Raw genomic sequence first — 25,900 nt, forward strand, 5'->3', positions numbered from 1 at the left:
CGGCCCTACACGTCCAGCTGGTCGGCGACCGCCCGCAGCAGGCCGGCGATCTTCTTGCCGGAGGCCTTCTCGGGATAACGGCCCTTTTCGAGCATCGGAGTGATGTTCTCCAGGAGGGTCGTCAGGTCCTGCACGATCGAGGCCAGTTCGTCCGGCTTCTTGCGCTGGGCGGCCGCGACCGAGGGGGCCGGGTCGAGGACGGTGACGGAGAGCGCCTGGTCGCCGCGCTGGCCGGCGACCACGCCGAACTCCACGCGCTGTCCCGGCTTGAGTGACTCGACTCCGGCGGGAAGAACCGAGGAATGGACGAAGACGTCACCGCCGTCGTCGCGGGAGAGAAAGCCGAAGCCCTTCTCGCTGTTGAACCACTTGACCTTGCCGGTAGGCACGTCTGTCCTCGTCCTCGTTCTCGTCGGAAAACTGCTTCTGAAAACGGCTCTTGATAGCACTCGGGCGGGTCGTCCATGACCCGCCGGTACCAAGGCTAATGGTCTTCGGGCGGGTGACAAGACGTCGCCCGGTTGTTCCTTCGCGCTGGGAACTACCCTGGTCCGGTGCGTGACAAAACCCAAACGAATTCCGCCGGGCCCGGTGACGGACTGATCCGTACCGGTGCCGTCGTCTTCTTCATCGGTGCCGTGGCCACTCTCGTCACCGTGGCACCACTGTTCCTCGGTGCGAAGCCTTTTCCGACGTACATGTTCGGCCTGAGCATGCTGATGGCCGTCGGCTTCCTCGTCGCGGGCGCCGGAGTACTCCGATCGATCGCATCAGGACGCCGCCAGGCCCGCGGCACCTCGCGCTAGCCGACCACCCGGCACGGGCACGCAACCAGGCCACCGAGCACGACGTCCACCCCAGCCGACCGCACCTCATCCGGGTCGCAGGGGCCGGCGCCCACGACGACGCGACAGTACGCGGCCGTCAGACGCCCGGCGCCTCGCGGTAGCCCGTCAGCCAGCGCGGGAACGCCGCCAGGTCATCGAGCACGACGTCCGCCCCTGCCCCGCCCAGCCCGCCCCGTCACACGGACCAGTGCCCACGGCGACACGGCAGGACAGCGTCAGCCGCCCGACGCCACGCGGTAGCCCGCCAGCCAGCCCGGGAACGCCGCCAGGTCATCGAGCACGACGTCCGCCCCTGCCCCGCCCAGCCCGCCCCGTCACACGGACCAGTGCCCACGGCGACACGGCAGGACAGCGTCAGCCGCCCGACGCCACGCGGTAGCCCGTCAGCCAGTGCGGGAATGCGGCCAGGTCGTCGAGTACGACGTCCGCGCCTGCCGTGCGCAGCTCGGTCGCGTCGCAGGGGCCGGTGGCCACGGCGACGGACAGTGCTCCGGCCGTGCGGGCGCCGCGGACGTCCCCCACGTGGTCCCCTACGTACACGGCGGCTCCGTGCTCGCGCAGGGCCTCCGCCTTCTGTTCCGCCCACAGGTCGCCCACGACCACGTCCGGTTCCAGGCCGAGGTGGCTCAGGTGCAGCTTGGCGTTCGGCTCGTACTTCGCGGTGACCACGATCGCCCGTCCGCCGGCCGCCTGCACCGCCGTGATCGCCTCCCGGGCACCGGGCATCGCGGGCGTGGCGGCCACGGCTATGTCGGGGTACATCTCCCGGTACAGGTCGCTCATCGGCCCGACCTGCTCGGCCGGGAACCAGTTGATCAGCTCCTCCGCGAGCGGCGGCCCGAGCCGGGTGATCGCCAGGTCGGCGTCGATGAAGGTCCCGGTCCGCTCGGCCAGCGCCAGGTAGCAGGCATGGATGCCCGGCCGGGAGTCGATCAGGGTCATGTCGAGGTCGAAGCCGACGGTCGGCGCGGGAGCAGTCATATGGGCCATTGTGCCCAGAGGGCATGACAGCCAGGCCACCCGGGACTGTGAGGTGGGCGACGCTTCGGGGCGCCGTACACCTAGTTCCGGCGCTGGGAGCGCCAGACCAGGTAGAGGGCCGAGGCCACGGCCGCGCCGCGTACCACCCATGGCCAGGTCTCGGCGACGGCGGTGTTCATATGGCCCTGGGCGATGGGGGTGCCCCAGCGGCCCTCGTTCCTGCCCCACAGCCAGACCACTCCCGCCGCCAGCGCCAGTCCGGGCATGCCCATGACCGCCCACTTGGTCTCCGCCGGGGTGAGCCGGCGTGAGCCGTACGCGATGAGCCAGCCCAGGATGAGCCCGAACCAGTTGCCGAGGACGGCTCCCGCGACGAGCAGCGCGGCGGCGAGCAGGAGGAGCGGGTTGGTCCAGCCGGCGGCCGGGCGGGGCAGCGCGAGCCGACGGTGCCGGGCCGACGCGGGGGCGGCGTCCTGCTCGACCGGCGCGGTCTCCTCCCCCTTGGTCTCCTTGGTCTCCTTGGTCTCCCGCTCCGGCGGCTTCTCCTTCAGCGGCGGCCTGAGCAGCTCGGGGATCTCCACACCGCCGACGAACCCCGGCACGCTGTCGCCCTCCCCGAACGGGCTGCTGTCCACCCGCCACCAGTCCGGCTGCAACGCGCTGTCGCCGAGCTCGTGCTCCCCGGCCAGATGCGGCGGGGACGGCGCGTCCGGGCGGGCGGGCGGCTCCGGTTCGGCGGGGCGCGGCCGCGGTACGACCCGGCGCAGCCGCTTCGGCTCGGGCTCCGGGCGCGCCGGCTGTACGGGCACGGAGGCGGGCGGCGCCGACGGCGCACCGGAGGTGTCCCCGGCGGCCGCGACGACCTCGTCCGGGGTGCCCAGGCGAGCGATGATGCGGCGGACGGCGGCGGGGCTGTCGACGGTGGCCTTGGCACGGCGCCGGTCGATCTCGTTCCGCAGCTCCGAGACCAGACGCATCCGGACGGCCGACGACAGCTGCCGCTGCTGCGCCACATCGCCGACGCGGCTCAGATACTCGTAGACGACCTGGTCGCTTTCGATACCCACGAAGTCCCCTCCGGGGCTGACATGTTGGTAACCGGCGGGACGAAGGTAGCGCAGGTCGGCATCGACCGTTCCATCCGGCATTCGGGGACAAGGCACCCCCACCGGCCCGCACCTCATCGGCGAAACCGCTGGGGGCGACCCGCTAACGTGGGTCAGATGAGCACCGAGGACCGCCCGGCGCCCCGCTCTCTCGCGGAGGCGCTCCGCGCCAGGGACGACGTCTCGCTGGCCGCGCTCCTGCGCAGCCGCCCCGACCTCATCACCCCCGTCCCCACCGATCTCACCCAGCTCGCCACCCGCGCGGGCACCCGTGCCTCCGTGCTGCGCGCCCTGGAACGACTGGACCGCTTCGCGCTGCAGACCGCGGAGGCGCTGGCGGTGGCACCGGACCCGGCGACGTACGGCGCGCTGCTCGGCCTGATGGCCGGGGACGCCGGTGAGAAGGGTGATCCGGCCGTGGCCGCCGCCCTTCCCCGCGCCCTGGCCACCCTCCGCGAGCAGGCCCTGGTGTGGGGCGGCGACGACCGGCTGCGCCTGGTACGCACGGCCCGTGAGGTGCTGGCCCCGTCGCCGCAGCACCCGTCGCCGACGGGCCTGGGCCCGACCGTGCAGGAGGCGACCGCGGGGATGTCCCCGGGCCGCATCCAGGAGATCGTCGCCACCCTCGGACTGCCCTCGACCCATGACGCGGTCTCCGCCGCGGTCTCGCTGACCGGCCTGTTCACGCACCGCAAGAAGATGGCCGCACTGCTCCGCGAGGCACCCGAGGAGTCCCTCGAAGTCCTCACCCGGCTGGTCTGGGGCCCGCCGTACGGCCAGGTCACCCCCGACCCGGCACCCCGGCTGCGCTGGCTGCTCGACCGCGGTCTGCTGCTGCCGACGGCGCCCGGCACGGTCGTACTCCCCCGTGAGGTCGCCCTGCATCTGCGCGGGGGCCGCGCCCACCGCGCGCCCGAGGCGGTGGCGCCCGCTGTCGAACCGGCCGCGACGCACGCTCCGCAGATGGTGGACGCGACGGCCGCCGGCCAGGCGTACGGCGCCCTCGCGACCGTCGAGGAGCTGCTGAAGGACTGGGACGAGGGCGGCCCGGCGGTGCTGCGGGCCGGCGGGCTGAGCGTCCGGGACCTGAAGCGGACCGCCGTCGCGCTCGACGTGCCCGAGCCCGTCGCCGCCTTCTGGGTCGAACTCGCCTACGCGGCGGGCCTGCTGGCGTCGGACGGCGAGGCCGACGAGCGGTACGCGGCCACCCCGGCCTACGACGAGTGGCTGGAGCAGCCCCCGGCCGAACGCTGGGCGCGGCTCGCCGAGGCGTGGCTGACCGCGACCCGGACGCCGGGTGTGGTCGGCGGGCGGGACGCGAAGGACCGTGCGCTGTCGGCCCTGGGGCCGGGGCTCGACCGCTCCGCCGCGCCCGAGGTACGCCATCGCGTCCTGTCCCTGCTGGCCGCCCTGCCGGAGGGCGCGGCCCCGTCCCCCGACTCCGTGCTGGCCCGGCTGCGCTGGGAGCGCCCGCTGCGCGGCCCGCAGAGAGACGACGACCTGCGCTCCCGCCTCGCCGAATGGACCCTGTCGGAGGCGGAACTGCTGGGTGTCACCGGACGCGGCGCGCTGTCCGCCCAGGGCAGGGCGTTGCTGGGCGCACCGGCGCCCGGCCGCCCCGCGCACGGCTCGGCGGCCGCCGAGCCGTCCGGACCCGGCGACAAACTCCCCGTCCACCACCACCATCACGCCCCCGCGCCCCACGAACCCCTCTCCGCGCCCGAGCAGGCGGTGGCGTCCGCCGCGGCCGCCCGGCTCGTCGCCCCGCTGCTGCCCGAGCCGCTGGACCATGTGCTGCTCCAGGCGGACCTGACGGCGGTGGCGCCCGGCCCGCTGGAACGCCCACTCGCCGACATGCTGGGAGTGCTCGCGGACGTGGAGTCGAAGGGCGGCGCGACGGTCTACCGCTTCACCCCCGCCTCCGTACGCCGTGCCCTGGACGCCGGCCGCGCCGCCTCCGACCTGCACGCCTTCCTCGCCGCGCACTCCCGCACGCCGGTCCCGCAGCCGCTGGCCTACCTGATCGACGACGTGGCCCGCAAGCACGGCCATCTGCGCGTCGGCGCGGCCTCCGCCTATGTCCGCTGCGACGACGACGCCGTCCTGAACGAGATCCTCGCCGACAGGCGGGCGTCCGCTCTGCGCCTGCGCCGGCTGGCCCCGACGGTGCTGGCGGCCCAGGCCGACCCGGCGACGCTCCTCGACGGCCTGCGCTCGATGGGCTACGCCCCCGCCGCCGAGTCCGCGGAGGGCGACGTCCTGATCACCCGCGCCCACGCCCACCGCACCCCGCCCCGCACGGCCCCCGAGCCGGTCCCGGACGGCCCGCCCACGCCCGACGCCACGCTGCTGTCGGCCGCGATCCGCGCCATCCGGGCGGGGGACCTCGCCGCCACGACCCCGCGCAAGCCGGCCGGTGCCCCGGTCGCGAGCGGCGACCTGCCCCGGACCGGTTCCGCCGAGACCCTCGCCACCATGCAGGCCGCCGTGCTCACCGGCGAGGCCCTGTGGATCGGCTACGTCAACGCCGAGGGTGCCGCGAGCCAGCGCGTGATCGCCCCCATCCGCGTCGAGGGCGGTTTCGTCACGGCGTACGACCACACGGCGGACGAGGTACGGACGTATCCGCTGCACCGGGTGACGGGGGTGGCGGAGCTCGCCGAGGACTGATCCGGCCGACGGTTGCGATGATCTGACCGGTCCGTCCGCGGCCGGCCGTGATCGTCGGGCCGTAGGGCACACTGGACGTTTGGGCCATGACGATGGCCGTAGGGAAAGGGTGCCCGCGTGAACGGTCCGCTGATCGTCCAGTCCGACAAGACCCTGCTCCTCGAGGTCGACCACGAGCGAGCGGACGACTGCCGTCGGGCCATCGCGCCGTTCGCCGAGCTGGAGCGGGCGCCGGAGCACATCCACACCTACCGCGTGACGCCGCTGGGGCTGTGGAACGCGCGGGCCGCGGGGCACGACGCCGAGCAGGTCGTCGACGCGCTCGTGCAGTACAGCCGCTACCCCGTGCCGCACGCCCTGCTCGTCGACATCGCCGACACCATGGACCGGTACGGGCGGCTGACCCTCAGCAAGCACCCGGCCCACGGTCTGGTCCTGACGACCACCGACCGCCCGGTCCTCGAAGAGATCCTCCGCTCCAAGCGGATCGTTCCTCTCGTCGGAGCCAGGATCGATCCGGACTCCGTCGTGGTGCACCCCTCCGAGCGCGGGCAGATCAAGCAGGTGCTGCTCAAGCTGGGCTGGCCGGCCGAGGACCTCGCCGGGTACGTGGACGGCGAGGCGCACCCGATCGAGCTGCGCGAGGACGGATGGGCGCTGCGGGCCTACCAGAAGCAGGCCGTGGAGAACTTCTGGCACGGCGGCAGCGGTGTCGTCGTGCTGCCCTGCGGCGCCGGCAAGACGCTGGTCGGCGCCGGGTCCATGGCCCAGGCCAAGTCCACCACGCTCATCCTCGTCACCAACACCGTCTCCGCCCGGCAGTGGAAGCACGAACTGGTGAAGCGGACCTCGCTGACCGAGGACGAGATCGGCGAGTACAGCGGTACGCGCAAGGAGATCCGGCCGGTCACCATCGCGACCTACCAGGTGCTCACGACGAAGCGGAAGGGGATCTATCCCCACCTGGAGCTCTTCGACTCCCGTGACTGGGGTCTCATCGTCTACGACGAGGTGCATCTGCTGCCGGCTCCTGTCTTCAAGTTCACCGCCGACCTCCAGGCGCGCCGGCGTCTTGGCCTGACCGCGACCCTGGTGCGTGAGGACGGGCGTGAGTCGGACGTGTTCTCCCTCATCGGGCCCAAGCGGTTCGACGCGCCCTGGAAGGAGATCGAGGCGCAGGGGTACATCGCGCCCGCCGACTGCGTCGAGGTACGGGTCAATCTCACCGACTCCGAGCGGCTCGCCTACGCCACCGCCGAGACGGAGGAGAAGTACCGCTTCTGTGCCACCACGGAGACGAAGCGCAAGGTGACGGAGGCGATCGTCCGGCGCTTCGCGGGACAGCAGATCCTCGTCATCGGCCAGTACATCGACCAGCTCGACGAACTGGGCGAGCATCTGAACGCCCCCGTCATCAAGGGCGAGACGTCCAACGCCCAGCGCGAGAAGCTCTTCGACGCCTTCCGCGAGGGCGAGATCAGCGTCCTCGTCGTCTCCAAGGTCGCCAACTTCTCCGTCGACCTGCCGGAGGCGACGGTCGCCGTCCAGGTGTCGGGCACCTTCGGCTCCCGCCAGGAGGAGGCCCAGCGTCTCGGCCGGGTGCTCCGCCCCAAGGCCGACGGCCACCAGGCCCACTTCTACTCCGTGGTCGCCCGCGACACCATCGACCAGGACTTCGCCGCCCACCGCCAGCGCTTCCTGGCGGAACAGGGCTATGCCTACCGGATCGTCGACGCGGACGAGATCCTGGCCGAGGGCTGAGAGCCGAGGCGGGCCCGGCTGCTCGGCCGACGCTGCCCGAGGACGGCCGATCCCATGAGCAGCGCCAGCGCCAGCAGTGGATACGGCGCCGCCAGCGGCTCCTGCCACCAGGGCAGTCTCAGGTCCAGGTCGCCCTGGTGCGGCAGCAGCCACATCGTGCGGGCGGTGAAGACCGTCAGGGTCAGCGCCGCCAGGCGCACGCGGCCCTCCGCGAGGAGTACGGCGGTCAGCGGGACGCACCACACCCAGTGGTGGGACCAGCTGATCGGCGAGACGAGCAGCGCCGTGAACGCCGTCAGCAGGATCCCGTGCCGTTCCTCCGCGGCCCGCGCCGCCAGCCACAGGCCCAGCGCCCCGACCACGGCCGCCGGGAGCAGCCAGGCGAGCCCCGGCGCCGGGTCGCCCGACACCCGTGCGACGAGCCCCTGCAGGGACTGGTTGTCGACGATCCAGCCCTTGCCCACCCGGCCGGTCTCATAGAGGCGCCTGGTCCAGAACTCCACGCCGGCGACGGGGAGCATCAGCGCGCCCAGCAGAGCCGTGCCGCCGAAAGCCGCCGTAGCCGTGGCCGCCTCCCGGCGGCGCCCGGTCAGGAAGAGGTAGGCGATGAACACGGCCGGGGTGAGCTTGATCCCGGCCGCCAGGCCCAGCGCGACGCCCTTGCCCCGGGCGCCCGGGGCACGTGTGAGGTCCCACAGGACCAGGCAGGCGATCAGCAGGTTGATCTGGCCGAACAGAAGCGTCTGGAAGACCGGTTCCAGCCACAGGGACAGGGCGGTGGCGGTGCAGAGGAGAGGTGCCGGGGCCGTTCTTCCCGCGAGGCGGGCGGAGAGGTGGACGAGACCGGCGAGCAGGAGCGCGTTGCCCGCGAGGAACGCCACTTTCAGGGCCGGGACGGGGATCCAGGTCGTCGGCACGAACAGGACCGCCGCGAAGGGCGGATACGTCGCCGGCAGCCGCCACTCGGTGACCGTGAAGCCGTAGAGGTCGCCGCCGTGGGCGACGGCCTCGCCCTCGGCCCGGTAGACCAGCACGTCGGCCATCGGGATGCGCTGCAGGACGCAGAGGGCGGCGAAGGAGCAGAGGGAGAGCGTGAGGAGAAGAGGCGGAAAGAAGGGCGGAAGGGCAGGCTTCACCGTCCGAGGCGTCACGGAGGTGAACCTATGCCATTACTTACGGCGTATGCCCGCTTCCTCGCCGTACTCCCCGAGGACGACCACGCTGAACGCCGCCTCCGCGAACACCTTGATGGCGCGGAGGGCGTTGCCCAGGCGGTGATGGTGGATGCCCGCGACGGAAGTGGCACCGGACGGTCGGGCTGGGACTGAGTGGACGGTTGCTGCGCTCATGTCTCCATGGTCGCTCCGCCGACCTGGGAACGGCATCGGTCTCCAGAGCCAACCCGCACCACCTCCCCGTCCACCCACAGGCGGACCCCTCCCCCTACGCCGGGTGGCCCCACCCCCTAGGGGACGGAGGTCCGGAGGGGCGGGAGTCCGGAGGGGCGGAAGTCCGGGGACGGAAATCCATTGGCCCCCACCCGGCCCGGCTCACTACAATCTCCGCTCTTGCCCGCCTCCCCATCGGAGTGCCGCCGCCCGGCCGGAAACCGGACGGCACCCCCTCAGCACACACCAGCAGCCGCAGCAGGCCCACCGGAGGCACCCCCTTGTCCACGTCCGCCGACGACCCCCTCGCGCGTGAGCGCTCCCACCTCGCCGAGTCCCGCTCCGCCCTGCGCGCCATGCGCCAGGACGTGGAGTCGCTCGACATCAGCGATGTCACCGCGAACTGGGTGAACGCCGAGGTCCTCGCCCGTCAGATCGACGAGCGCATCAAGGCGCTGGCCGACCTCAGCGACACCCCGCTGTTCTTCGGCCGCCTCGACTATCTGCACGCACCGGGCGCCGAGCAGGCCGAGGGCGCGGAGGGCGAGCGCTTCTACATCGGGCGCAGGCATGTGCACGACGGCGGCGGCGACCCGATGGTCATCGACTGGCGCGCGCCGGTCTCGCAGCCGTTCTACCGGGCGTCCAAGAAGGACCCGATGGACGTCGGGCTGCGCCGCCGCTTCGGCTACACCGGCGGCGACCTCACCGCGTACGAGGACGAGCACCTCTCCGACCCGGCCGATCCATCGGGGGCCGCCGCCACCAGCAAGCTGCTCCAGCAGGAGATCGAGCGCCCCCGCGTCGGCCCGATGCGCGACATCGTGGCCACCATCCAGCCCGAGCAGGACGAGATCGTGCGCTCCGGTCTGTCCGGCACCGTGTGTGTGCAGGGCGGCCCCGGCACCGGGAAGACCGCGGTCGGCCTGCACCGGGTCGCGTATCTGCTGTACGCGCACCGGGAGCGGCTCGCCCGCACCGGCACCCTCGTCATCGGCCCGAACAAGTCCTTCCTGCACTACATCGAGCAGGTGCTGCCCGCGCTCGGCGAGTTGACGGTGCGCCAGGCCACCGTCGACGACCTGGTCGCCCATGCGGAGGTGCGCGGCACGGACGACGCGGCCGCCGCGATCGTGAAGGGCGACGCGCGCATGGCGGACGTCCTGCGCAGGGCCGTGTACACACACGTGACCATGCCCACCGAGCCGGTCGTGGTGGTGCGCGGCTCACGGCGGTGGCGTGTGCCCACGTACGAGCTGGAGGAGATCGTGCGGGAGCTGCTGGCCCGGGACATCCGCTACGGCGCCGCCCGCGAGGCCCTGCCGCAGCGCATCGCGCACGCCGTGCTGGTGCAGATGGAGCGGTCGGGAGAGGCCCCGGACGACCGGGTGCAGGACGCCGTCGCCCGCAACAGCGCGGTGAAGGCCGCGGTCAAGGAGATCTGGCCGCCCGTCGACCCGGCGAAGCTGGTGCTGCGGCTGCTGTCCGAGGCGGACTTCCTCGCCGAGCACGCCGAGGGGATCCTCGACGAGGACGAGCAGAAGACGATCCTGTGGGCGAAGCCGGTGCGCAGCGTCAAGTCCGCCAGGTGGTCGCCCGCGGACACGGTGCTGATCGACGAGGCCGCCGACCTCGTGCAGCGCACGCATTCGCTCGGGCATGTGGTGCTCGACGAGGCGCAGGACCTCTCGCCCATGCAGTACCGGGCCGTCGGCCGCCGCTGCACCACCGGCAGCGCGACCGTCCTCGGCGACCTGGCGCAGGGCACCACACCGTGGGCGACCCGGAGTTGGGACGAGGCGCTGACCCACCTGGGGAAGGCGGACGGGGTCGTCGAGGAGCTGACCGCCGGTTTCCGCGTGCCGACGGACGTCATCGCGTACGCCTCCGCGCTGCTGCCGCACATCGCGCCCGGCCTCACCCCGGTCGCGTCGGTCCGTGAGAACCCGGGCTTCTTCGAGGTCCGTACGATCGCCGGCACCGCCGAAGTGGTCGCGGCCTGCGCGGAGTTGCTGGGCAACGAGGGCTCGATCGGCCTCATCGCCGCCGACGCCCGCGTCCCGGCCCTCGCGGAGGCGCTCACCGCCGCGGGCATCGGCCATCTGGACCCCGGTGAGGAGACGACCCCGGACACCCGGCTGACCCTGGTCCCGGCCTCGCTCGCCAAGGGTCTGGAGTACGACTACGTCGTCCTGGACGAGCCCCGGGCCGTGGTCGACGGCGAACCGGACGAACGCACCGGCCTGCGCCGCCTGTACGTGGCCCTGACCCGAGCGGTGTCCGGCCTGATCGTGACCCACACGGCCCCGCTGCCGGAGCAGCTGGGCCAGGACGGGCCAGGACAGGGCTAGGACCGCGCAAGGACCAGGCAAGGACCGGGCTAGGACCGGGCGGTCCGGGGAAGCTCCGTGGGGGCGAGATCCAGCGCCCGTCGCCACTCCGCGACCGCCGCCGACGACACCGGTCCCGTCCAGCCCTCCGGCCGGGCCGCCCCGCCGATGTGAAAGGCGTCGAGGCCGGCGTCGAGGAGTGCCGGCACGTGGTCGAGGCGGAGGCCGCCGCCGACGAGGAGCGTCTGCTCGTACCCGGGTTCCCCGCGCCGCGACGCCTCGGCGCACAGCGTGGAGAGTCCGTCGTCCACGCCGGACGCGGAGCCGGCGGTGAGGTAGGTGTCGAGGCCGGGCAGGTCCGCGAGCTGCTTGCGCAGCGCGTCCCGGTCCGCCGCCCGGTCGATCGCCCGGTGGAAGGTCCACCGGCAGCCCTCCAGCTCGGCGACGACCCGCTCCACCGCGGCCAGGTCCACTTCGCCGTCCGCGCCGAGGAAGCCGAGCACGAACTGGTCGGCTCCGGCGCTGCGCAGCTCCCCGGCCGTCCGCACCAGGCCCTCGACGTCCCCGGCGGCGAATCCGTCCGCCAGCCGCAGCATCACGCGCAGGTCGATGTCGACGGCGGCCCGGATGCCGGCGAAGGTCCGGGGTGGCGGGGTCAGGCCGTCCGCCGCCATGTCGGTGACCAGTTCGAGGCGGTCCGCGCCTCCGGCCTGGGCGGCGACGGCGTCCTCGGGGCCGAGGGCGATCACCTCCAGGACTGCACGCGTGCTCATAGGACCCCTTCCGTCGGTGTTCCCTGGAGCGGCTACAGGTCTAGTCCAATCTCAGGGTACGTGGGACGGCACCGGCCCGCGAGAAGGCCCCCCTGTCAGCCGAAGATGTTCAGCTCCGCGATCTCCGCCCCCACCAGCTCGTAGGACGCCCCCGCGACCGTCCGCCCCGAGTACATCCGCACGAGCGTGGCGGCGTCCCCGATGAACCGCGCCGGGGTCCGCACCCCGCTCGTCGCCCCCAGCCGCAGCGGCTCGTCCACGTCGTCGAGGTCGGCGTGCACCGCCAGATGCCCCTTCTCCCGGGTCGCCCGGGCCAGCAGGGTGAGCGCGTACGTCACCCCGGCCCCGGAGTAGGCCCCCGGCTCGCCGAAGGTCTCACGCACGTCACCGGCGTGCACCCACTCCCCCAGGGCGATCAGGTCCAGCACCCCGCCCGCCCCGGCGATCACCGGCCCCGCCTCGGTCATCCCGCGCTCCAGCTCGTCGAGGACCCGCGCGTTCGTCCACCCGGCCCGCTCGGCGATGTCCCGGTCGTTCGACTCGGGCGAGAACACACCCTCCTCGAAGCGCCTCTCCACCACCCTCATCAGCGCGGCGGAACAGTGCGCCAGCACATCGCGCACCGTCCACCCCGGACACGCGGCGGTGGGCAGGGCGAAGTCCGCGTCGGGCCGGGCCCGCAGCAGGGGTATGAGGGCATCGCGCTCGACGGTCAGCAGCAGTCCGGGCAGTTCGGGGTCGCGTACATCCTGAACGTCAGTCATGGTGACCAAGCTAGGCGCCGCACCCGGCCTGCGCGGGAGAATGAACCCATGGCCGACCTCGACGCCCTCCGCTCCCGCTGGACCCGCGCCCTGGAAGGAGCCCGTGGCCCCGGCGGCGGTCCCGACCCGGTCCCGTACGCCGACAACCTCCTCGCCCGCTGGCAGGAGCCCCAGCGTCACTACCACACGCTCACCCACCTCACCGCGGTCCTCGACCACATCGACGTGCTGGCGGAGTACGCGGCCGACCCGGACGTCGTACGCCTGGCCGCCTGGTTCCACGACGCCGTCTACCTCCCCGACCGCTCCGAGAACGAGGAGCGCTCGGCCCGGCTCGCCGAGCGCGCGCTCCCCGAGGCCGGGGTTTGCGAGGAGCGGACCGCCGAGGTGGCCCGGCTGGTGCGGCTCACCGTCACCCACGACCCCGCCGACGACGACCGCGACGGCCAGGTCCTGTGCGACGCCGACCTGGCGATCCTCGCCGCGGCCCCGTCGGTGTACGCCGCCTACACCGCGGCCGTCCGCGAGGAGTACCACTTCGTCCCGAGCGACGCGTTCCGCGCGGGCCGCTCGGCGGTACTGCGCCAACTCCTCGATCTGCCACGCCTGTTCAGGACGCCGTACGGCGAGGCGAAGTGGGAGGCGACCGCCCGCTACAACCTCCGCTCCGAGCTGGAAATGCTGTCGACCCCCGCGGACCCGACCGCCTAGTCTGCGGCCCATGCGTGCATTGGACGGGGAACAGGTGCAAGAGGCCGTCGCGGGCTGTACGGCGGCGCTGCGGACGACGGCGGACCGGGACTGGACGGGGGTGAAGGCCGGTCGGCTGGAGTGGAGTTGCCACAGGACGGCGCTCCACGTCGCCTCGGACCTGATCGCGTACGCCGGCCAGCTGGCGGGGCGCGCCCAGGACTCCTATATCCCCTTCGAGATCACCCTCGACGAGGGCACCGACAACGCGGGCCTGCTGCATGTGATCGAGACGACCGGCGCCCTGCTCGCCGCCACGCTCCGCGCCACCCCGCCCGACGTGCGCGCCTGGCACCCCCATCCCTTCCGCAGCGCGGACCGCGAGGGCTTCGCCGCGATGGGGATCGCCGAAGTACTGCTGCACACGCACGACATGGCCGAGGGACTGGGCATCCCCTACGAGCCCTCCGAGGAACTGGCCGAGTCCGTACTGACCTGGATCTTCCCGCACGTCCAGCCCGGCCCGGCCGCCTGGCCCACGCTGCTGTGGGCGACCGGCCGCGGTGAGCTGCCCGGCCGCGCCCCGGTCACCGAGTGGCGCTGGCGCAACAACCTCGTCGTCCCGGCCGGGCGCCTGACCCTGACCGGCGTCCGCCCGGCCGCCGCCCGCGACCTGCGCCTCGGCGGCGACGGCGGCTTCGACTGGATCGAGGGCGGCCCGTACGAGGGCACGCGGGATGCCGCCGGGATGATGGTCAAGGCCTACGAGGCGGGCGTGCACCGGCCGGAGTTCGGGCTGTTCGTCCTCGTACGACGGGAGGACGGCCGCGCGATCGGCGGCATGGGCTTCCACGGCGCCCCGGACGAGGACGGCCGGGTGGAGATCGGCTACGACCTCGTCGAGGGCGCCCGCGGCCAGGGCTACGCCACCGAGGCGCTGCGCGCGCTGTCCCAGTGGGCGCTGGCCCGGGACGACGTACGCACGCTGTTCGCGACCGTCGACCGGGACAACACCGCCTCCCAGGGCGTGGTCACCCGGGCCGGGTTCAAGCAGGTGGGCGAGGGCGAGGAGGAGCTGGCCTACGAACTGCGGCGCGCGTAGGGGCGGTTACCGGGCCCGCCCGATGTCACGGGCCCGCCGCTTGCGTCTGCGCAGCCCGGAGGCGTGCAGCAGCCGCACCACCTCACGGCTGTCCACCTGAACGGCCCCGGCGGCCACCGCGTCCGCGTACCGGTGCGACGGAAGGTCGTAGTGATCGCGCTCGAAGGCCCGCCGGGGCAGGCCCAGTTCCGCGGCGAACAGATGCAGTTCCTCGTACGACACGTCGCTCACGAGGTGCGACCACAGGCGCCCGTGTCCCGGCCAGGTCGGCGGGTCGATGTACAGCGTCACGAGGAGGTCGCCCCGCCGGTCGCCCGCGCCAGCGACCCGACCGCCGCGACCTTCACCCCCGCCTGGTGGCACACCCAGTGCGGATCGGGCCCGAGTTCCGGCTCGACGTCCAGCGCGTGCGGGTCGCCGGAAACGCAGACGGGGCACAGCGGCCAGCGGCCGTACCGGTCCAGCAGCGCGTCCTGCACGTCCTGCGCCACCAGCCCGGCCAGATAGCCCGCACCGTCCGGCCACTGTTCGACCCACCAGCGGCGCTGTACTACGGAGTCCTCGACCAGGGAGACGACGTCCGCCTCGGCGACCTCGCCCGCGACCAGATCGGCGAGCACCAGGGCGCGGGCCGCGTGCAACGCCTGTTCCAGAGGGCTTACGGGGTCCATGGTCCCATTGTGCGCGGTCTTGACCCCGACACCGAGCCGAAAATATCTTTCATATGTGACCCAGGACGTGAAGGAAATTTTCGGCAGCCCGGGAAGGCCCGGCAGCACACCGCCGGCCCCGGCCGCCCTCGCCGCCAAGGTGCGCACGCTCGGCCCCTCCATGACCCGCTCCATGCAGCGCGTCGCCGAGGCGGTCGCGAGCGATCCGGCAGGCTGTGCCGCCCTCACGGTCACCGGTCTGGCCGAACTCACCGGCACCAGTGAGGCGACGGTCGTCCGAACGGCTCGTCTGCTGGGCTATCCGGGCTACCGCGACCTGCGCCTCGCCCTGGCCGGCCTCGCCGCGCAGCAGCAGTCCGGCCGCGCGCCCGCCATCACGACCGACATCGCGGTCGACGACCCGATCGCGGACGTCGTCGCCAAGCTCGCCTACGACGAGCAGCAGACCCTCGCCGACACGGCCGCCGGCCTCGACACCGCGCAACTGGGCGCGGCCGTGACCGCGCTGGCCGGGGCGCGGCGCACCGATGTGTACGGCATAGGCGCGTCGGGGCTGGTCGCCCAGGACCTGACCCAGAAGCTGCTGCGGATAGGGCTCATAGCCCACGCGCACAGCGATCCGCATCTCGCCGTGACCAACGCGGTCCAACTGCGGGCCGGGGACGTGGCGATCGCGATCACGCACTCGGGCTCGACGGGGGACGTCATAGAGCCGCTGCGGGTGGCGTTCGAGCACGGGGCGACCACCGTCGCGATCACGGGACGGCCGGATTCGTCGGTGACTCAGTACGCGGACCATGTGCTGACGACGTCGACCGCCCGGGAGAGTGAGCTGCGGCCGGCGGCGATGTCCTCGCGGACCGGTCAGCTGCTGGTGGTCGACTGTCTGTTCGTGGGTGTTGCGCAACGGACGTACGAGTCGGCCGCGCCGGCGCTGGCCGCTTCGTACGAGGCGTTGGCTCATCGGCATCGGAGTTCGCCGCGATAGATGGACCGTAGGACTTGATCGTTGTGGGGACGCGCGGGCCGGGTGTGGCTGGTCGCGCCCCGCGGCGGAGCCGCAAATGTCACAGCCCCGCGCCCCTGGCTACTGCACTGACCAGCACTGAAAAGAGCCGCCCCCCATGACTGCTGCGTCCGACCCCCGTGACCTCCGTGCCGAGCTGGATGCCCTGACCACCGAGGCCTTCCGTCCCGAACTCGCCGGTATCGACCGGTTGTCCACCCTTGAGATCGCTCGGCTGATGAACGGCGAGGACTCGGGTGTCCCCGGTGCCGTCGCCGAGTGTCTGCCGCAGATCGCCGGTGCCATCGACGCCATCGCCTCGCGCATGTCCCGGGGCGGCCGGCTGGTCTATGCCGGCGCGGGTACCGCCGGACGGCTCGGCGTGCTGGACGCCTCCGAGTGCCCGCCGACCTTCAACACCGAGCCCTCTGAGGTCGTCGGTCTGATCGCGGGCGGGCCGGAGGCGATGGTCACGTCCGTCGAAGGCGCCGAGGACTCGAAGGAGCTGGCCCGCAGGGATCTCGACGCGCTGGTGCTGACGCCCGACGACACGGTGGTCGGGATCTCCGCCTCCGGCCGGACCCCGTACGCGATCGGCGCCGTCGAACACGCCCGCGCGCTGGGTGCCCTGACCGTGGGGCTGGCCTGCAACAGGGACAGCGCGCTGGCGGCGGCCGCCGAGCACGGCATCGAGGTCGTCGTCGGGCCGGAGCTGATCACCGGCTCCACCCGGCTGAAAGCCGGTACGGCCCAGAAGCTGGTCCTCAACATGCTGTCGACGATCACGATGGTCCGTCTGGGCAAGACGTTCGGGAACCTGATGGTCGACGTGCGTGCCTCGAACGACAAGCTCCGGGCCCGCTCCCGCCGTATCGTCGCCCTGGCCACGGGCGCACCGGACGAGGAGATCGAGAAGGCGCTGTCGGAGTCGGGCGGCGAGGTGAAGAACGCCATCCTGACCATCCTGGCCGGTGTCGACGGCCCGACGGCCGCCCGCCTTCTGGAGGAGTCCGGCGGCCATCTGCGTGCCGCGCTGGCGGACGCGGGGCGCTGACGCGCACGCTCGGTGGGTGCGCAACGACCCCGCCTCCACCGCCGCCGCGATCCTGCCCCTGGTGGGCGGCCCCGCGAACGTCATCTCCGTCGCCCACTGCATGACCCGGCTGCGGCTCGGCGTCGCCGACCCGTCGGCCGTCGACGGGGAGGCGCTGCGGGCGGTGCCCGGGGTGCTCGGGGTGGTCGTGGACGGAGGCTCGTACCAGGTGGTGCTGGGGCCCGGGGTGGTGGCGGAGGTCACGGCCGAGGTGGATGCGCTGGTGGCGCCGACCGCGGCCGACAGGCTCGCCTCCAAGGGCGCCGAGTTGCGGGCGGCGCAGCGGCGGCGCAACGCGACCCCCGTCAAGACCGCCCTGCGCCGCATCGCCAACGTGTTCGTCCCGCTGATCCCCGCGCTGATCGGCTGCGGAATCCTGGCCGGCGTCAACGGGCTGCTGGTCAACGCCGGTTGGCTGCCGGGCCTGACCCCCGCCCTGGCCGCGACCGCCTCCGCCTTCATGGCGCTGATCGCGGTGTTCGTCGGGTACGGCACGGCGAAGGAGTTCGGCGGCACGCCGGTGCTGGGCGGGGCGGTCGCGGCGGTGACCGTCTATCCGGGCGTGGCCAAGGTGACGGTGTTCGGCATGCATCTGGCGCCCGGGCAGGGCGGGGTGCTGGGCGCGCTGGCGGCGGCGCTGCTGGGGACGTATGTGGAGCGGTGGTGCCGGAGCCGGGTGCCGGGCGCGCTGGACGTCCTGCTGACGCCGACGGTGACGGTCCTGGTGTCGGCCCTGGCGACGCTGTACGGCCTCATGTACGCGGCCGGGGTGGTCTCGACGGCCATCGGCACGGCGGCGGACCGGCTGCTGGCGACGACGGGCGCGTTCGCCGGGCTGGTCCTGGGCGGGCTGTTCCTGCCCCTGGTGATGCTGGGCCTGCACCAGGCCCTGATCCCCATCCACACCACCCTCATCCAGCAGCAGGGCTACACGGTCCTGCTGCCCCTGCTGGCCATGGCGGGCGCAGGCCAGGTGGGTGCGGCGATGGCGGTGTACGTCCGTCTGCGCCACGACGTCTCCATCCGTACGACGATCAAGTCGGCGCTCCCGGCCGGGCTGCTGGGCGTGGGCGAACCGCTCATCTACGGGGTGTCCCTGCCGCTCGGCCGGCCGTTTCTGACGGCCTGTGCGGGCGGGGCGGCGGGCGGGGCGTTCGTCGGGTTCTTCGCGATGCTCGGGGACAAGGTGGGAGCGACGGCGATCGGGCCGTCGGGCTGGGCCCTGTTCCCGTTGCTGGCGGGCAACAGGAGCCCGGCACTGACGGCGGCGATCTACGGCGGAGGCCTGCTGACCGGTTACGTCGTCGGCTTCCTGGCGACGTACGCGGTGGTCAGGCCAGGCGGCGGAGACCCGGACGAGCCGCATGAGGCCGCGGCCGCGCACAAGGCGGATCGCTCGGCGGATCCGCTGACGGATCCCTTGGCGGATCCACACTGATCCGTTGGCGGACCCATACTGAGGGCGTACTCGAAGGCGTACCGCCGCGCCGCCGGAAGACGGGAGCGCTCATGAACCACGCCCAACTGACCGCCCTGGGCCGGGCCCTGCGGCTGGTCGGCGAGCACGGGGAAGCGCTGACCGCCGACACCCCGGACGCGCGGCTGCACGAGGTGAAGGCCGATCTGCGCAGGGCCCTTGACCTGCTGGACGAGAGCGTGACCACGGGCGCGGTCACCACACGGTGTCCCGAGCATCCGAACGGGCCCGTGGACGAGAGCGCGCCGGATCTGTGTCTGCTGTGCGAGACACGGCGGCGGGCCGCTCGCCGCTCCGAGTTGCACGGCAGCCGCCCGCAGTCCGACCCCGTCTCCCCGGCCCCCTCCCGCTACGGCGTCCGCTCCGACCGCCCACAGCCCCAGCAGCGCTGGCTGCCGGAGCTGTGGAACGGGCGGGAGTGGCAGTTGTGCGGTACGCCGCGACGGGACCGCCGCGAGGCCGAGCAGTATCTCGCCGCCCAGCGGCGCGGCTCGCGGCCCGCCATGGCGTACCGGCTCGTGCACGAGTTCACGGACTACGAGGTGCTGCGGATCTGGGGCACGCCGGTACAGGTCGACATCGAGCCCATGGGCAACCTTTAGGGCACGAGTGCTCGTACCCGGTTACGCCTTCGCCCCGGCGGCCTCCACCGCGTCCCCCATCTCCTCCCCCACAGCCGCTTTCTCCGCCGCCGCGGACCGCCGGCCCGGCAGGAAGGAGGCGAGGAGGAAGGCCAGCGCCGCGGCGCCCGCGCCGAGGGCCATGACGACCTTGAAGGCGTTCTCGGACGGGAGGGCGTGGCTGCCCAGGTCGATCGTCATCTGGGCGAGGATCACGCCCGCGGCCGCGCTGGCCACCGAGGTGCCGATGGAGCGCATCAGGGTGTTGAGGGAGTTCGCGGCGGCCGTCTCCGACGCCGGGACCGCGCCCATGATCAGGGCGGGCATCGCGCCGTAGGCGAAGCCGACGCCCGCGCCGATGATGCACGACACCAGGACCAGGTGCCACACGTCGGACATGAGCACGATGTTGAGGGCGTAGCCGGCCGCCACGATCACCGCGCCGATCATCAGGGTGATCTTCGGGCCCTTGGTCCTGGTGATCGCCGCCGACACCGGGGCCATCGCCATCATCACCAGGCCCTGGGGGGCCATGACGAGTCCGACGGTGAGCATGGAGCGGCCGAGGCCGTAGCCGGTCTGCGTGGGCAGCTGGAGCAGCTGCGGGAGGACCAGCGACATCGCGAACATCGAGAAGCCGAAGGCGATCGAGGCGAGGTTGGTGAACAGCACCTGCCGACGGGCCGTGGTGCGCAGGTCGACCAGCGGCCGGGCCGTGCGCAGCTCCCAGCGGCCCCAGACCAGCAGTACGACGACCGCGGCGGCGAACAGGGTCATGGTCAGCGGGTCGGTCCAGCCCCAGTCGGCGCCCTTGGAGATGGCGAGGAGCAGGGAGACGAGCACGACGGAGAGACCGAGCGCGCCGACGATGTCGAAGCGGCCGCCCGTGCGCACCCGGGACTCCGGAATCAGCCTCAGGACGAGGGCGAGGGCCACGACACCGAGGGAGGCGGAGGTCCAGAACAGGACGTGCCAGTCGAAGTGGTCGGCGATGAAGGCCGCGGCGGGCAGTCCGAGGGCGCCGCCGACGCCGAGGGAGGCGCTCATCAGGGCGGTCGCGCCCGCGAGCCGCTGAGGCGGGAGTTCGTCGCGCATGATGCTGATGCCGAGCGGGACCACGGCCGCGGCCAGGCCCTGGAGCGTACGGCCGACGATCATCGGGGTCAGTGAGTCGCTGAGCGCGCAGACCACGGAGCCGAACACCAGCAGCACCAGGCTGACCAGCAGCAGGCGCCGCTTGCCGAGCATGTCGCCGAGGCGGCCGACGACGGGGGTGGCCACGGCCGCGGCGAGGAGGGTCGCCGTCACGGCCCAGGCCGCGTTCGACGCGGAGGCGTGCAGATAGCCCGGCAGCTTCGGGACGATCGGGATCACCAGGGTCTGCATCAGTGAGACGACGATTCCGGCGAGGGCCAGCACCGCCACCACGACGTTCGACCTCGGCGGGGCGGCACCCCCGGCGTCGACGGGCCGGGCAGGGGCTTCGGGCATGGCAGGGCCTCTCTCGGGAACGGATGATGCTTGACTTACGCAACCGTATTCCGATTGATTGACTTAAGCAAGTTAAATCTCCCCGAGATGAGCCCGTGCGATCGACCCGTCCGGCAAGGGTGGGTCCGGGGCCAGGGCAAGTCCCTGGCCCCGGGCCTGGGCTCAGCTGAGCGTCTTCAGCGAGGCCGCGTCGTACGGCTTCAGCTCGTCGAAGCGGTTCGCGAGCACCTTCGCCGCCCACTCCGGGTCCTGGAGCAGCGCGCGGCCGACGGCGACCATGTCGAACTCGTCGGCCTCCAGGCGGTCAAGCAGGTTGTCGATGCCCTTGACCGGGGAGCCCTCGCCCTGGAAGGCGTTGACGAAGTCGCCGTCGAGGCCGACCGAGCCGACGCTGATGACCTGCTTGCCGGTGAGCTTCTTCGTCCAGCCCGCGAGGTTCAGGTCGAAGCCGTCGAACTCGGGGAGCCAGTAGCGGCGGGTGGAGGCGTGGAAGACGTCGACGCCGGCGGCGGCCAGCGGGGCGAGGATCGCCTCCAGCTCGTCGGGGGTCTCGGCGAGGCGGGCGCCGTAGTCCTGCTGCTTCCACTGCGAGTAGCGGAAGAGGACGGGGAACTCGGGGGAGACGGCCTCGCGGACCGCGGCGACGATCTCCGCCGCGAACTTGGTACGGGCCACCGGGTCGCCGCCGTAGGCGTCGGTGCGGCGGTTGGTGCCGGCCCACAGGAACTGGTCCACGAGGTAGCCGTGGGCGCCGTGGAGTTCGACGCCGTCGAAACCGATCCGCTCGGCGTCGGCAGCGGCCTGGGCGAACGCGGCGACGACGTCGTCCAGGTCCTGCGCGGTCATGGACTTGCCGGTGGGCTCGGCACCCTCGGTGACCAGGCCGGACGGGCCGATCGCGGGAGCGTCGGCGTAGGGCGGCTGGCCCTGCTGGCGGACCATGCCGATGTGCCACAGCTGGGGCACGATCGTGCCGCCCGCCGCGTGCACCGCCTCGGCGACCTTCGCCCAGCCGGCCAGCTGCTCCTCACCGTGGAACCGGGGCACGCGGTCGCTCTGCCCGGCCGACTCGTGCCCGACGTAGGTGCCCTCGGTGACGATGAGCCCGACACCGGCGGCGGCGCGGCGCGCGTAGTACGACAGCACGTCCTCACCGGGGATGCCGCCCGGGGAGAACATGCGGGTCATCGGCGCCATCACGATCCGGTTGGGAACGGTGAGTCCGTTGAGGGTGATCGGGCGGGAGAGGATCTGAGCCGCGCGGGAAGCGGGAGGCGTCGTGTCGGTCACGTGGGGGCTCCTCGGGAGTAACTCGGTCGACCAGCTGGTATGTGCACGCGCATTGTTGCACCCTCTTAAGGAACCCACTGCCCGAGTGCCCGCATTCCGTTTAGAGCCGACCCGCCACGTGATCCCGGACACACCCGCACGTCAGGGCAGGCCGGCCGCCGGGCCTGATCGGGCGTCCCGATTCAGCCGCCGCACCCGCTCCCGCAGCACCTCGTCCGGCGCCGCCTCCCTCAACTCCTCGGGCGGACAGTCCCACTCCCGCCCACCACCGACGGGCCGCAACTGCACACGACCTCCCACGCGCGCCATGACCTCGCCGATCCGCCCGCTCCGTACGTCGACGACATACGTCCCGATCTCCCTCGTCTCCATTGCGCCGATCCCTCCACGCTGAGTGTTCGCCTTCACCACACAGCGTGGCCATAGGCGCCCTAACCTGGCCAGATACGGCGTCCCAACAACCTCAGCTGTCAGACCGGGAGTTGCCATGGCAGGACCGAAGGACCTCGATCCGTCATCGTCACCGCGCGCTTTGCTGGGTGCGGAGTTACGGCACGCTCGGGAGCGGAGGGGGCTGAGTCAGGAGCAGCTGGGCCAGCGGCTGTTCGTGAGCGGGTCGTTCATCGGGCAACTGGAGGCGGGGACGCGGCGGATGCAGCCGGAGTTCGCACGGATGCTGGACGAAGTGCTGGAGACGGACGGCTTCTTTGCGCGGAACTGTGGGGCGGCGGCCAAGTCGAAGTACGAGCCGCCCTTCGAGGAAGTGGTGGAGGCGGAGGCACAGGCCACGGCGATCAGGCAGTACACGTCGCTCCTGATCCCGGGGCTCCTGCAGACGCCTGCGTACGCACGGGCCGTGGACCGACCGTGGGCCCCGATGGCGTCGGAGGAGGCCATCGAGGAGTGGGTGGAGGGCCGTATGGAGCGGGCTCGACTGCTCGACCACCCAACAAAGCCGGTGTTGTGGACGGTGCTTGACGAGGCGGCGCTGCACCGGAAGATCGGCGGCCCGGCGGTGATGGCGGAGGCCCTGCGTCATGTGGCCGGTATGGCCCACCGGAACCGGATCATCATGCAGGTGCTGCCGTTCAACGTGGGTGCGCATGCGGCGATGCAGGGTTCCCTCAAGCTCATGGAGTTCGCGGACGCCCCTCCGCTGGTCTACTGCGAGGGGGTGCGCAGCGGGCGTATGGAGGACGACCCAGCTACCGTCGCCCAACTGAGGTTTGTGTACGACCTCCTCGTGGCCTCCGCGCTATCGCAGGAGAAGTCCCTGGCCCTGATCGAGGCGTTGGCGCAGGATTACGCCCATGAGGAAGAACCTTGACAACGACCTGGGCACGGCCGTATGGATCAAATCGAGCTACAGCGCCGGCGGCAACGACTGCCTCGAAGTCACCCACGACTCCCCCACGCTCATCCCCATCCGCGACTCCAAGACCCCCCTCGGTCCGAAGCTCATGTTCCGGGCCGAGGCATGGTCGGCGTTCGTCGAGGACCTGAAGCGCGCCTAGCCGTCAAGTGACCGTGGGGGCCGCCCGCTTCTTCGCCAGTGTCGTGCTTCCACGCCCCGAGTAAAGGGCGCTCCGCGTCGCCTTCGGCGATGGCCCTGCGGGCCACCCTTGACTAGGGCCGCTCCAGCACGGGTGAGAAGCAAGCGAGTGGCCCGGAAAGACGGTGGCCGCTTGACGGGGTTCACGGGCAACCGTCGGCTGCGTGCCTGGCCGGGGTTCGCGGGCGCGGCCGCGCCTCGCCAGCACGCCGGGCTGGCTCAGCGGCTTGCGGATGGTGGGCAATGGAGCGCGGGGGCTGCGTGGCGGGACGCCGGGCCAGCATCGTCATAGGTCGGCGCCTACCGCAAGGGGCCCGTGATACCAACCGACGCGACCGCATCGACAAGGTCCGCGGCTACGCCGAAGCTGGTATCCCCATCCACCTGCTGATCGACCGGGACAACAACACGCTCGTCGTACACAGCGAGCCCAAGGACGGCCGCTACCAACAGTCCCCGGCCCACTCCTGGGGCGCCACCGTCGCGCCGACTGGAAACGCCCGAGGGCGGCACCCCCAGCCAGAAGCTGGGAGAGCCGCCCTCGGTCCGTAGGACAGGCGATCAACCGGAACCGGTCGATCAGAAGTCCATGTCACCGCCCGGCATGCCGCCCGGAGCGGCCGCGGCGGCCTTCTCCGGCTTGTCGGCGATGACGGCCTCGGTGGTGAGGAACAGCGCGGCGATGGAGGCGGCGTTCTGCAGCGCGGAACGGGTCACCTTCGCCGGGTCGATGATGCCTTCCTTGACCAGGTCGACGTACTCGCCGGTCGCGGCGTTCAGGCCGTGGCCCGGGGTCAGGTTGCGCACCTTCTCCACCACGACACCGCCCTCGAGGCCGGCGTTGACGGCGATCTGCTTCAGCGGAGCCTCGAGCGCGAGCTTCACGGCCTGGGCGCCGGTCGCCTCGTCACCCTGCAGCTCCAGCTTCTCGAACACCTGGGAGGCCTGGAGCAGGGCCACGCCACCACCGGCGACGATGCCCTCCTCGACGGCCGCCTTGGCGTTGCGGACGGCGTCCTCGATGCGGTGCTTGCGCTCCTTGAGCTCCACCTCGGTGGCGGCACCGGCCTTGATGACCGCGACACCGCCGGCGAGCTTCGCCAGGCGCTCCTGCAGCTTCTCGCGGTCGTAGTCGGAGTCGCTGTTCTCGATCTCGGCGCGGATCTGGTTGACCCGGCCGTTGACCTGGTCGGAGGAGCCGGCACCGTCGACGATGGTGGTCTCGTCCTTGGTGATGACGACCTTGCGGGCGCGGCCCAGGAGGTCCAGGGTCGCGTTCTCCAGCTTGAGGCCGACCTCCTCGGAGATGACCTCGCCGCCCGTGAGGATGGCGATGTCGCCGAGCATGGCCTTGCGGCGGTCACCGAAGCCCGGGGCCTTGACGGCGACGGACTTGAAGGTGCCGCGGATCTTGTTGACGACCAGGGTCGACAGGGCCTCGCCCTCGACGTCCTCGGCGATGATCAGCAGCGGCTTGCCCGACTGCATGACCTTCTCCAGGAGCGGGAGCAGGTCCTTGACGGAGCCGATCTTGGAGTTGGCGATGAGGATGTACGGGTCGTCGAGCGACGCCTCCATCCGCTCCATGTCGGTGGCGAAGTACGCCGAGATGTAGCCCTTGTCGAAGCGCATACCCTCGGTGAGCTCCAGCTCCAGACCAAAGGTCTGGGACTCCTCGACGGTGATGACGCCTTCCTTGCCGACCTTGTCCATGGCCTCGGCGATGAGCTCGCCGATCTGGGTGTCGGCGGCGGAGATGGAGGCCGTGGAGGCGATCTGCTCCTTGGTCTCGACGTCCTTGGCCTGCTCCAGCAGGGCGGCGGAGACGGCCTCGACGGCCTTCTCGATACCGCGCTTGAGGGCCATCGGGTTGGCGCCGGCGGCTACGTTGCGCAGGCCCTCCTTGACCAGGGCCTGGGCGAGCACGGTCGCGGTGGTCGTACCGTCACCGGCGACGTCGTCCGTCTTCTTGGCGACTTCCTTGACCAGCTCGGCGCCGATCTTCTCGTACGGGTCCTCGAGCTCGATCTCCTTGGCGATGGAGACACCATCGTTGGTGATCGTGGGGGCGCCCCACTTCTTCTCGAGGACGACGTTGCGGCCCTTGGGGCCGAGCGTCACCTTCACGGCGTCCGCGAGCTGGTTCATGCCGCGCTCGAGGCCGCGCCGCGCCTCCTCGTCGAACGCGATGATCTTGGCCATGTGAAGTGGTCCCTCCAGGACTGGGGGTGATTCCTTCGGACCGCGCCCGCGCCCGCGACGGACGGCCCACGGGCCGGTGGTTCCT

The 25,900-nt window shown here is 72.1% G+C and carries 26 protein-coding genes; 13 read left to right on the forward strand and 13 right to left on the reverse strand.

Annotated elements, in window-relative coordinates; genetic code table 11:
* Positions 1-5 precede the first annotated feature (5 nt).
* A complete protein-coding gene (locus AB0I54_RS25005; protein WP_363298365.1) occupies positions 6-389 on the reverse strand; it encodes a cold-shock protein in 384 nt (127 codons plus the stop codon).
* A gap of 165 nt (positions 390-554) precedes the next feature.
* Between AB0I54_RS25005 and AB0I54_RS25010 the strand changes: the two genes are divergently transcribed.
* Complete coding sequence (locus tag AB0I54_RS25010; protein ID WP_363298366.1) at positions 555-806, forward strand: hypothetical protein; 252 nt, start codon at positions 555-557, stop codon at positions 804-806.
* A 396-nt stretch (positions 807-1,202) separates the two neighbouring features.
* Here the strand turns inward: AB0I54_RS25010 and AB0I54_RS25015 are convergent, their stop codons facing one another.
* The gene (locus AB0I54_RS25015; RefSeq protein ID WP_363298367.1) at positions 1,203-1,838 is read right to left on the reverse strand and encodes an HAD family hydrolase; all 636 of its coding nucleotides are present in this window, start codon (positions 1,836-1,838) and stop codon (positions 1,203-1,205) included.
* Positions 1,839-1,909: 71 nt separating this feature from the next.
* Positions 1,910-2,896: a hypothetical protein gene (locus tag AB0I54_RS25020; protein ID WP_363298368.1), complete on the reverse strand. Its 987-nt coding sequence runs from the start codon at positions 2,894-2,896 to the stop codon at positions 1,910-1,912.
* 156 nt (positions 2,897-3,052) lie between these two features.
* Here AB0I54_RS25020 and AB0I54_RS25025 point away from each other — a divergent pair, with 156 nt between their 5' ends.
* Together AB0I54_RS25025 and AB0I54_RS25030 are read left to right on the forward strand one after the other, a co-directional pair.
* Positions 3,053-5,605, forward strand: a complete 2,553-nt coding sequence (locus tag AB0I54_RS25025; protein ID WP_363298369.1) for a helicase C-terminal domain-containing protein — start codon at positions 3,053-3,055, stop codon at positions 5,603-5,605.
* A gap of 117 nt (positions 5,606-5,722) precedes the next feature.
* Entirely contained in the window at positions 5,723-7,366 is a 1,644-nt protein-coding gene (locus AB0I54_RS25030; protein WP_363298370.1) for a DNA repair helicase XPB, read from the forward strand.
* Here the strand turns inward: AB0I54_RS25030 and AB0I54_RS25035 are convergent.
* Together AB0I54_RS25035 and AB0I54_RS25040 are read right to left on the reverse strand one after the other, a co-directional pair.
* Positions 7,324-8,409 carry a glycosyltransferase 87 family protein gene (locus AB0I54_RS25035; RefSeq protein ID WP_363298423.1) on the reverse strand — a complete coding sequence of 362 codons (1,086 nt, stop codon included), beginning with the start codon at positions 8,407-8,409 and terminating at the stop codon, positions 7,324-7,326. The two genes, AB0I54_RS25030 and AB0I54_RS25035, sit on opposite strands and share 43 nt — an antisense overlap.
* A gap of 126 nt (positions 8,410-8,535) precedes the next feature.
* A complete protein-coding gene (locus AB0I54_RS25040) occupies positions 8,536-8,715 on the reverse strand; it encodes a hypothetical protein (protein ID WP_363298371.1) in 180 nt (59 codons plus the stop codon).
* Between the two features lie 320 nt (positions 8,716-9,035).
* Between AB0I54_RS25040 and AB0I54_RS25045 the strand changes: the two genes are divergently transcribed.
* On the forward strand, positions 9,036-11,105 hold the full coding sequence (locus tag AB0I54_RS25045; protein WP_363298372.1) for a UvrD-helicase domain-containing protein: 2,070 nt from the start codon (positions 9,036-9,038) through the stop codon (positions 11,103-11,105).
* Positions 11,106-11,134: 29 nt separating this feature from the next.
* On the opposite strand, the gene AB0I54_RS25050 is transcribed toward AB0I54_RS25045, so the two are convergent.
* Together AB0I54_RS25050 and AB0I54_RS25055 are read right to left on the reverse strand one after the other, a co-directional pair.
* Positions 11,135-11,857, reverse strand: a complete 723-nt coding sequence (locus AB0I54_RS25050) for a copper homeostasis protein CutC (protein WP_363298373.1) — start codon at positions 11,855-11,857, stop codon at positions 11,135-11,137.
* 95 nt (positions 11,858-11,952) lie between these two features.
* Positions 11,953-12,621: a maleylpyruvate isomerase family mycothiol-dependent enzyme gene (locus tag AB0I54_RS25055; protein WP_363298374.1), complete on the reverse strand. Its 669-nt coding sequence runs from the start codon at positions 12,619-12,621 to the stop codon at positions 11,953-11,955.
* Between the two features lie 48 nt (positions 12,622-12,669).
* Here AB0I54_RS25055 and AB0I54_RS25060 point away from each other — a divergent pair, with 48 nt between their 5' ends.
* Both AB0I54_RS25060 and AB0I54_RS25065 read left to right on the forward strand, forming a co-directional pair.
* On the forward strand, positions 12,670-13,332 hold the full coding sequence (locus AB0I54_RS25060) for a hypothetical protein (protein WP_363298375.1): 663 nt from the start codon (positions 12,670-12,672) through the stop codon (positions 13,330-13,332).
* A 10-nt stretch (positions 13,333-13,342) separates the two neighbouring features.
* Positions 13,343-14,413 (forward strand): GNAT family N-acetyltransferase, encoded by a 1,071-nt coding sequence (locus AB0I54_RS25065; protein ID WP_363298376.1) that lies wholly within the window; start codon positions 13,343-13,345, stop codon positions 14,411-14,413.
* A gap of 6 nt (positions 14,414-14,419) precedes the next feature.
* On the opposite strand, the gene AB0I54_RS25070 is transcribed toward AB0I54_RS25065, so the two are convergent.
* Together AB0I54_RS25070 and AB0I54_RS25075 are read right to left on the reverse strand one after the other, a co-directional pair.
* Positions 14,420-14,704 (reverse strand): DUF4031 domain-containing protein, encoded by a 285-nt coding sequence (locus AB0I54_RS25070; protein ID WP_363298377.1) that lies wholly within the window; start codon positions 14,702-14,704, stop codon positions 14,420-14,422.
* Positions 14,701-15,084 carry a hypothetical protein gene (locus AB0I54_RS25075; RefSeq protein ID WP_363298378.1) on the reverse strand — a complete coding sequence of 128 codons (384 nt, stop codon included), beginning with the start codon at positions 15,082-15,084 and terminating at the stop codon, positions 14,701-14,703. The genes AB0I54_RS25070 and AB0I54_RS25075 overlap by 4 nt, the downstream gene beginning before the upstream one ends.
* Positions 15,085-15,139: 55 nt before the next feature.
* Here AB0I54_RS25075 and AB0I54_RS25080 point away from each other — a divergent pair, with 55 nt between their 5' ends.
* The 4 genes from AB0I54_RS25080 to AB0I54_RS25095 all read left to right on the forward strand — a co-directional run bounded on the left by AB0I54_RS25080 (position 15,140) and on the right by AB0I54_RS25095 (position 19,262).
* The gene (locus AB0I54_RS25080) at positions 15,140-16,072 is read left to right on the forward strand and encodes a MurR/RpiR family transcriptional regulator (protein WP_363298379.1); all 933 of its coding nucleotides are present in this window, start codon (positions 15,140-15,142) and stop codon (positions 16,070-16,072) included.
* Positions 16,073-16,208: 136 nt separating this feature from the next.
* The gene (murQ, locus tag AB0I54_RS25085) at positions 16,209-17,144 is read left to right on the forward strand and encodes an N-acetylmuramic acid 6-phosphate etherase (protein WP_363298380.1); all 936 of its coding nucleotides are present in this window, start codon (positions 16,209-16,211) and stop codon (positions 17,142-17,144) included.
* Positions 17,145-17,160: 16 nt separating this feature from the next.
* Positions 17,161-18,621, forward strand: coding sequence for a PTS transporter subunit EIIC (locus AB0I54_RS25090; RefSeq protein ID WP_363298381.1), 1,461 nt, complete (start codon positions 17,161-17,163; stop codon positions 18,619-18,621).
* Between the two features lie 71 nt (positions 18,622-18,692).
* On the forward strand, positions 18,693-19,262 hold the full coding sequence (locus AB0I54_RS25095) for a hypothetical protein (protein WP_363298382.1): 570 nt from the start codon (positions 18,693-18,695) through the stop codon (positions 19,260-19,262).
* A 21-nt stretch (positions 19,263-19,283) separates the two neighbouring features.
* On the opposite strand, the gene AB0I54_RS25100 is transcribed toward AB0I54_RS25095, so the two are convergent.
* The 3 genes from AB0I54_RS25100 to AB0I54_RS25110 form a co-directional block, all read right to left on the reverse strand.
* Entirely contained in the window at positions 19,284-20,771 is a 1,488-nt protein-coding gene (locus AB0I54_RS25100; protein WP_363298383.1) for an MFS transporter, read from the reverse strand.
* A 162-nt stretch (positions 20,772-20,933) separates the two neighbouring features.
* On the reverse strand, positions 20,934-22,061 hold the full coding sequence (locus AB0I54_RS25105; protein ID WP_363298384.1) for an NADH:flavin oxidoreductase: 1,128 nt from the start codon (positions 22,059-22,061) through the stop codon (positions 20,934-20,936).
* Positions 22,062-22,202: 141 nt separating this feature from the next.
* Positions 22,203-22,433: a hypothetical protein gene (locus AB0I54_RS25110; RefSeq protein ID WP_363298385.1), complete on the reverse strand. Its 231-nt coding sequence runs from the start codon at positions 22,431-22,433 to the stop codon at positions 22,203-22,205.
* Positions 22,434-22,548: 115 nt separating this feature from the next.
* Between AB0I54_RS25110 and AB0I54_RS25115 the strand changes: the two genes are divergently transcribed.
* From AB0I54_RS25115 to AB0I54_RS25125, 3 genes are all read left to right on the forward strand, one after another.
* Positions 22,549-23,388 (forward strand): helix-turn-helix transcriptional regulator, encoded by an 840-nt coding sequence (locus AB0I54_RS25115; RefSeq protein WP_363298386.1) that lies wholly within the window; start codon positions 22,549-22,551, stop codon positions 23,386-23,388.
* Positions 23,372-23,575, forward strand: coding sequence for a DUF397 domain-containing protein (locus AB0I54_RS25120; RefSeq protein WP_363298387.1), 204 nt, complete (start codon positions 23,372-23,374; stop codon positions 23,573-23,575). Before AB0I54_RS25115 ends, AB0I54_RS25120 begins: the two co-directional genes overlap by 17 nt.
* A 281-nt stretch (positions 23,576-23,856) precedes the next feature.
* On the forward strand, positions 23,857-24,165 hold the full coding sequence (locus AB0I54_RS25125) for a Uma2 family endonuclease (protein WP_363298388.1): 309 nt from the start codon (positions 23,857-23,859) through the stop codon (positions 24,163-24,165).
* Between the two features lie 27 nt (positions 24,166-24,192).
* Here AB0I54_RS25125 and groL read toward each other — a convergent pair whose 3' ends face one another.
* A complete protein-coding gene (gene groL / locus AB0I54_RS25130; protein ID WP_363298389.1) occupies positions 24,193-25,815 on the reverse strand; it encodes a chaperonin GroEL in 1,623 nt (540 codons plus the stop codon).
* Between the last annotated feature and the right edge of the window lie 85 nt (positions 25,816-25,900).

It is taken from the genome of Streptomyces sp. NPDC050625 (genome assembly GCF_040654755.1).
Taxonomy (GTDB): domain Bacteria; phylum Actinomycetota; class Actinomycetes; order Streptomycetales; family Streptomycetaceae; genus Streptomyces.

Coding starts and splice junctions, on each gene's coding strand:
- AB0I54_RS25015 (WP_363298367.1), bottom strand. CDS start 1,838: ATGGCCCATATGACTGCTCCCGCGCCGACCGTCGGCTTCGACCTCGAC.
- AB0I54_RS25025 (WP_363298369.1), top strand. CDS start 3,053: ATGAGCACCGAGGACCGCCCGGCGCCCCGCTCTCTCGCGGAGGCGCTC.
- AB0I54_RS25035 (WP_363298423.1), bottom strand. CDS start 8,409: ATGGCCGACGTGCTGGTCTACCGGGCCGAGGGCGAGGCCGTCGCCCAC.
- AB0I54_RS25040 (WP_363298371.1), bottom strand. CDS start 8,715: ATGAGCGCAGCAACCGTCCACTCAGTCCCAGCCCGACCGTCCGGTGCC.
- AB0I54_RS25050 (WP_363298373.1), bottom strand. CDS start 11,857: ATGAGCACGCGTGCAGTCCTGGAGGTGATCGCCCTCGGCCCCGAGGAC.
- AB0I54_RS25055 (WP_363298374.1), bottom strand. CDS start 12,621: ATGACTGACGTTCAGGATGTACGCGACCCCGAACTGCCCGGACTGCTG.
- AB0I54_RS25060 (WP_363298375.1), top strand. CDS start 12,670: ATGGCCGACCTCGACGCCCTCCGCTCCCGCTGGACCCGCGCCCTGGAA.
- AB0I54_RS25065 (WP_363298376.1), top strand. CDS start 13,343: ATGCGTGCATTGGACGGGGAACAGGTGCAAGAGGCCGTCGCGGGCTGT.
- AB0I54_RS25075 (WP_363298378.1), bottom strand. CDS start 15,084: ATGGACCCCGTAAGCCCTCTGGAACAGGCGTTGCACGCGGCCCGCGCC.
- murQ (WP_363298380.1), top strand. CDS start 16,209: ATGACTGCTGCGTCCGACCCCCGTGACCTCCGTGCCGAGCTGGATGCC.
- AB0I54_RS25095 (WP_363298382.1), top strand. CDS start 18,693: ATGAACCACGCCCAACTGACCGCCCTGGGCCGGGCCCTGCGGCTGGTC.
- AB0I54_RS25100 (WP_363298383.1), bottom strand. CDS start 20,771: ATGCCCGAAGCCCCTGCCCGGCCCGTCGACGCCGGGGGTGCCGCCCCG.
- AB0I54_RS25110 (WP_363298385.1), bottom strand. CDS start 22,433: ATGGAGACGAGGGAGATCGGGACGTATGTCGTCGACGTACGGAGCGGG.
- AB0I54_RS25115 (WP_363298386.1), top strand. CDS start 22,549: ATGGCAGGACCGAAGGACCTCGATCCGTCATCGTCACCGCGCGCTTTG.
- AB0I54_RS25120 (WP_363298387.1), top strand. CDS start 23,372: ATGAGGAAGAACCTTGACAACGACCTGGGCACGGCCGTATGGATCAAA.
- AB0I54_RS25125 (WP_363298388.1), top strand. CDS start 23,857: ATGGAGCGCGGGGGCTGCGTGGCGGGACGCCGGGCCAGCATCGTCATA.
- groL (WP_363298389.1), bottom strand. CDS start 25,815: ATGGCCAAGATCATCGCGTTCGACGAGGAGGCGCGGCGCGGCCTCGAG.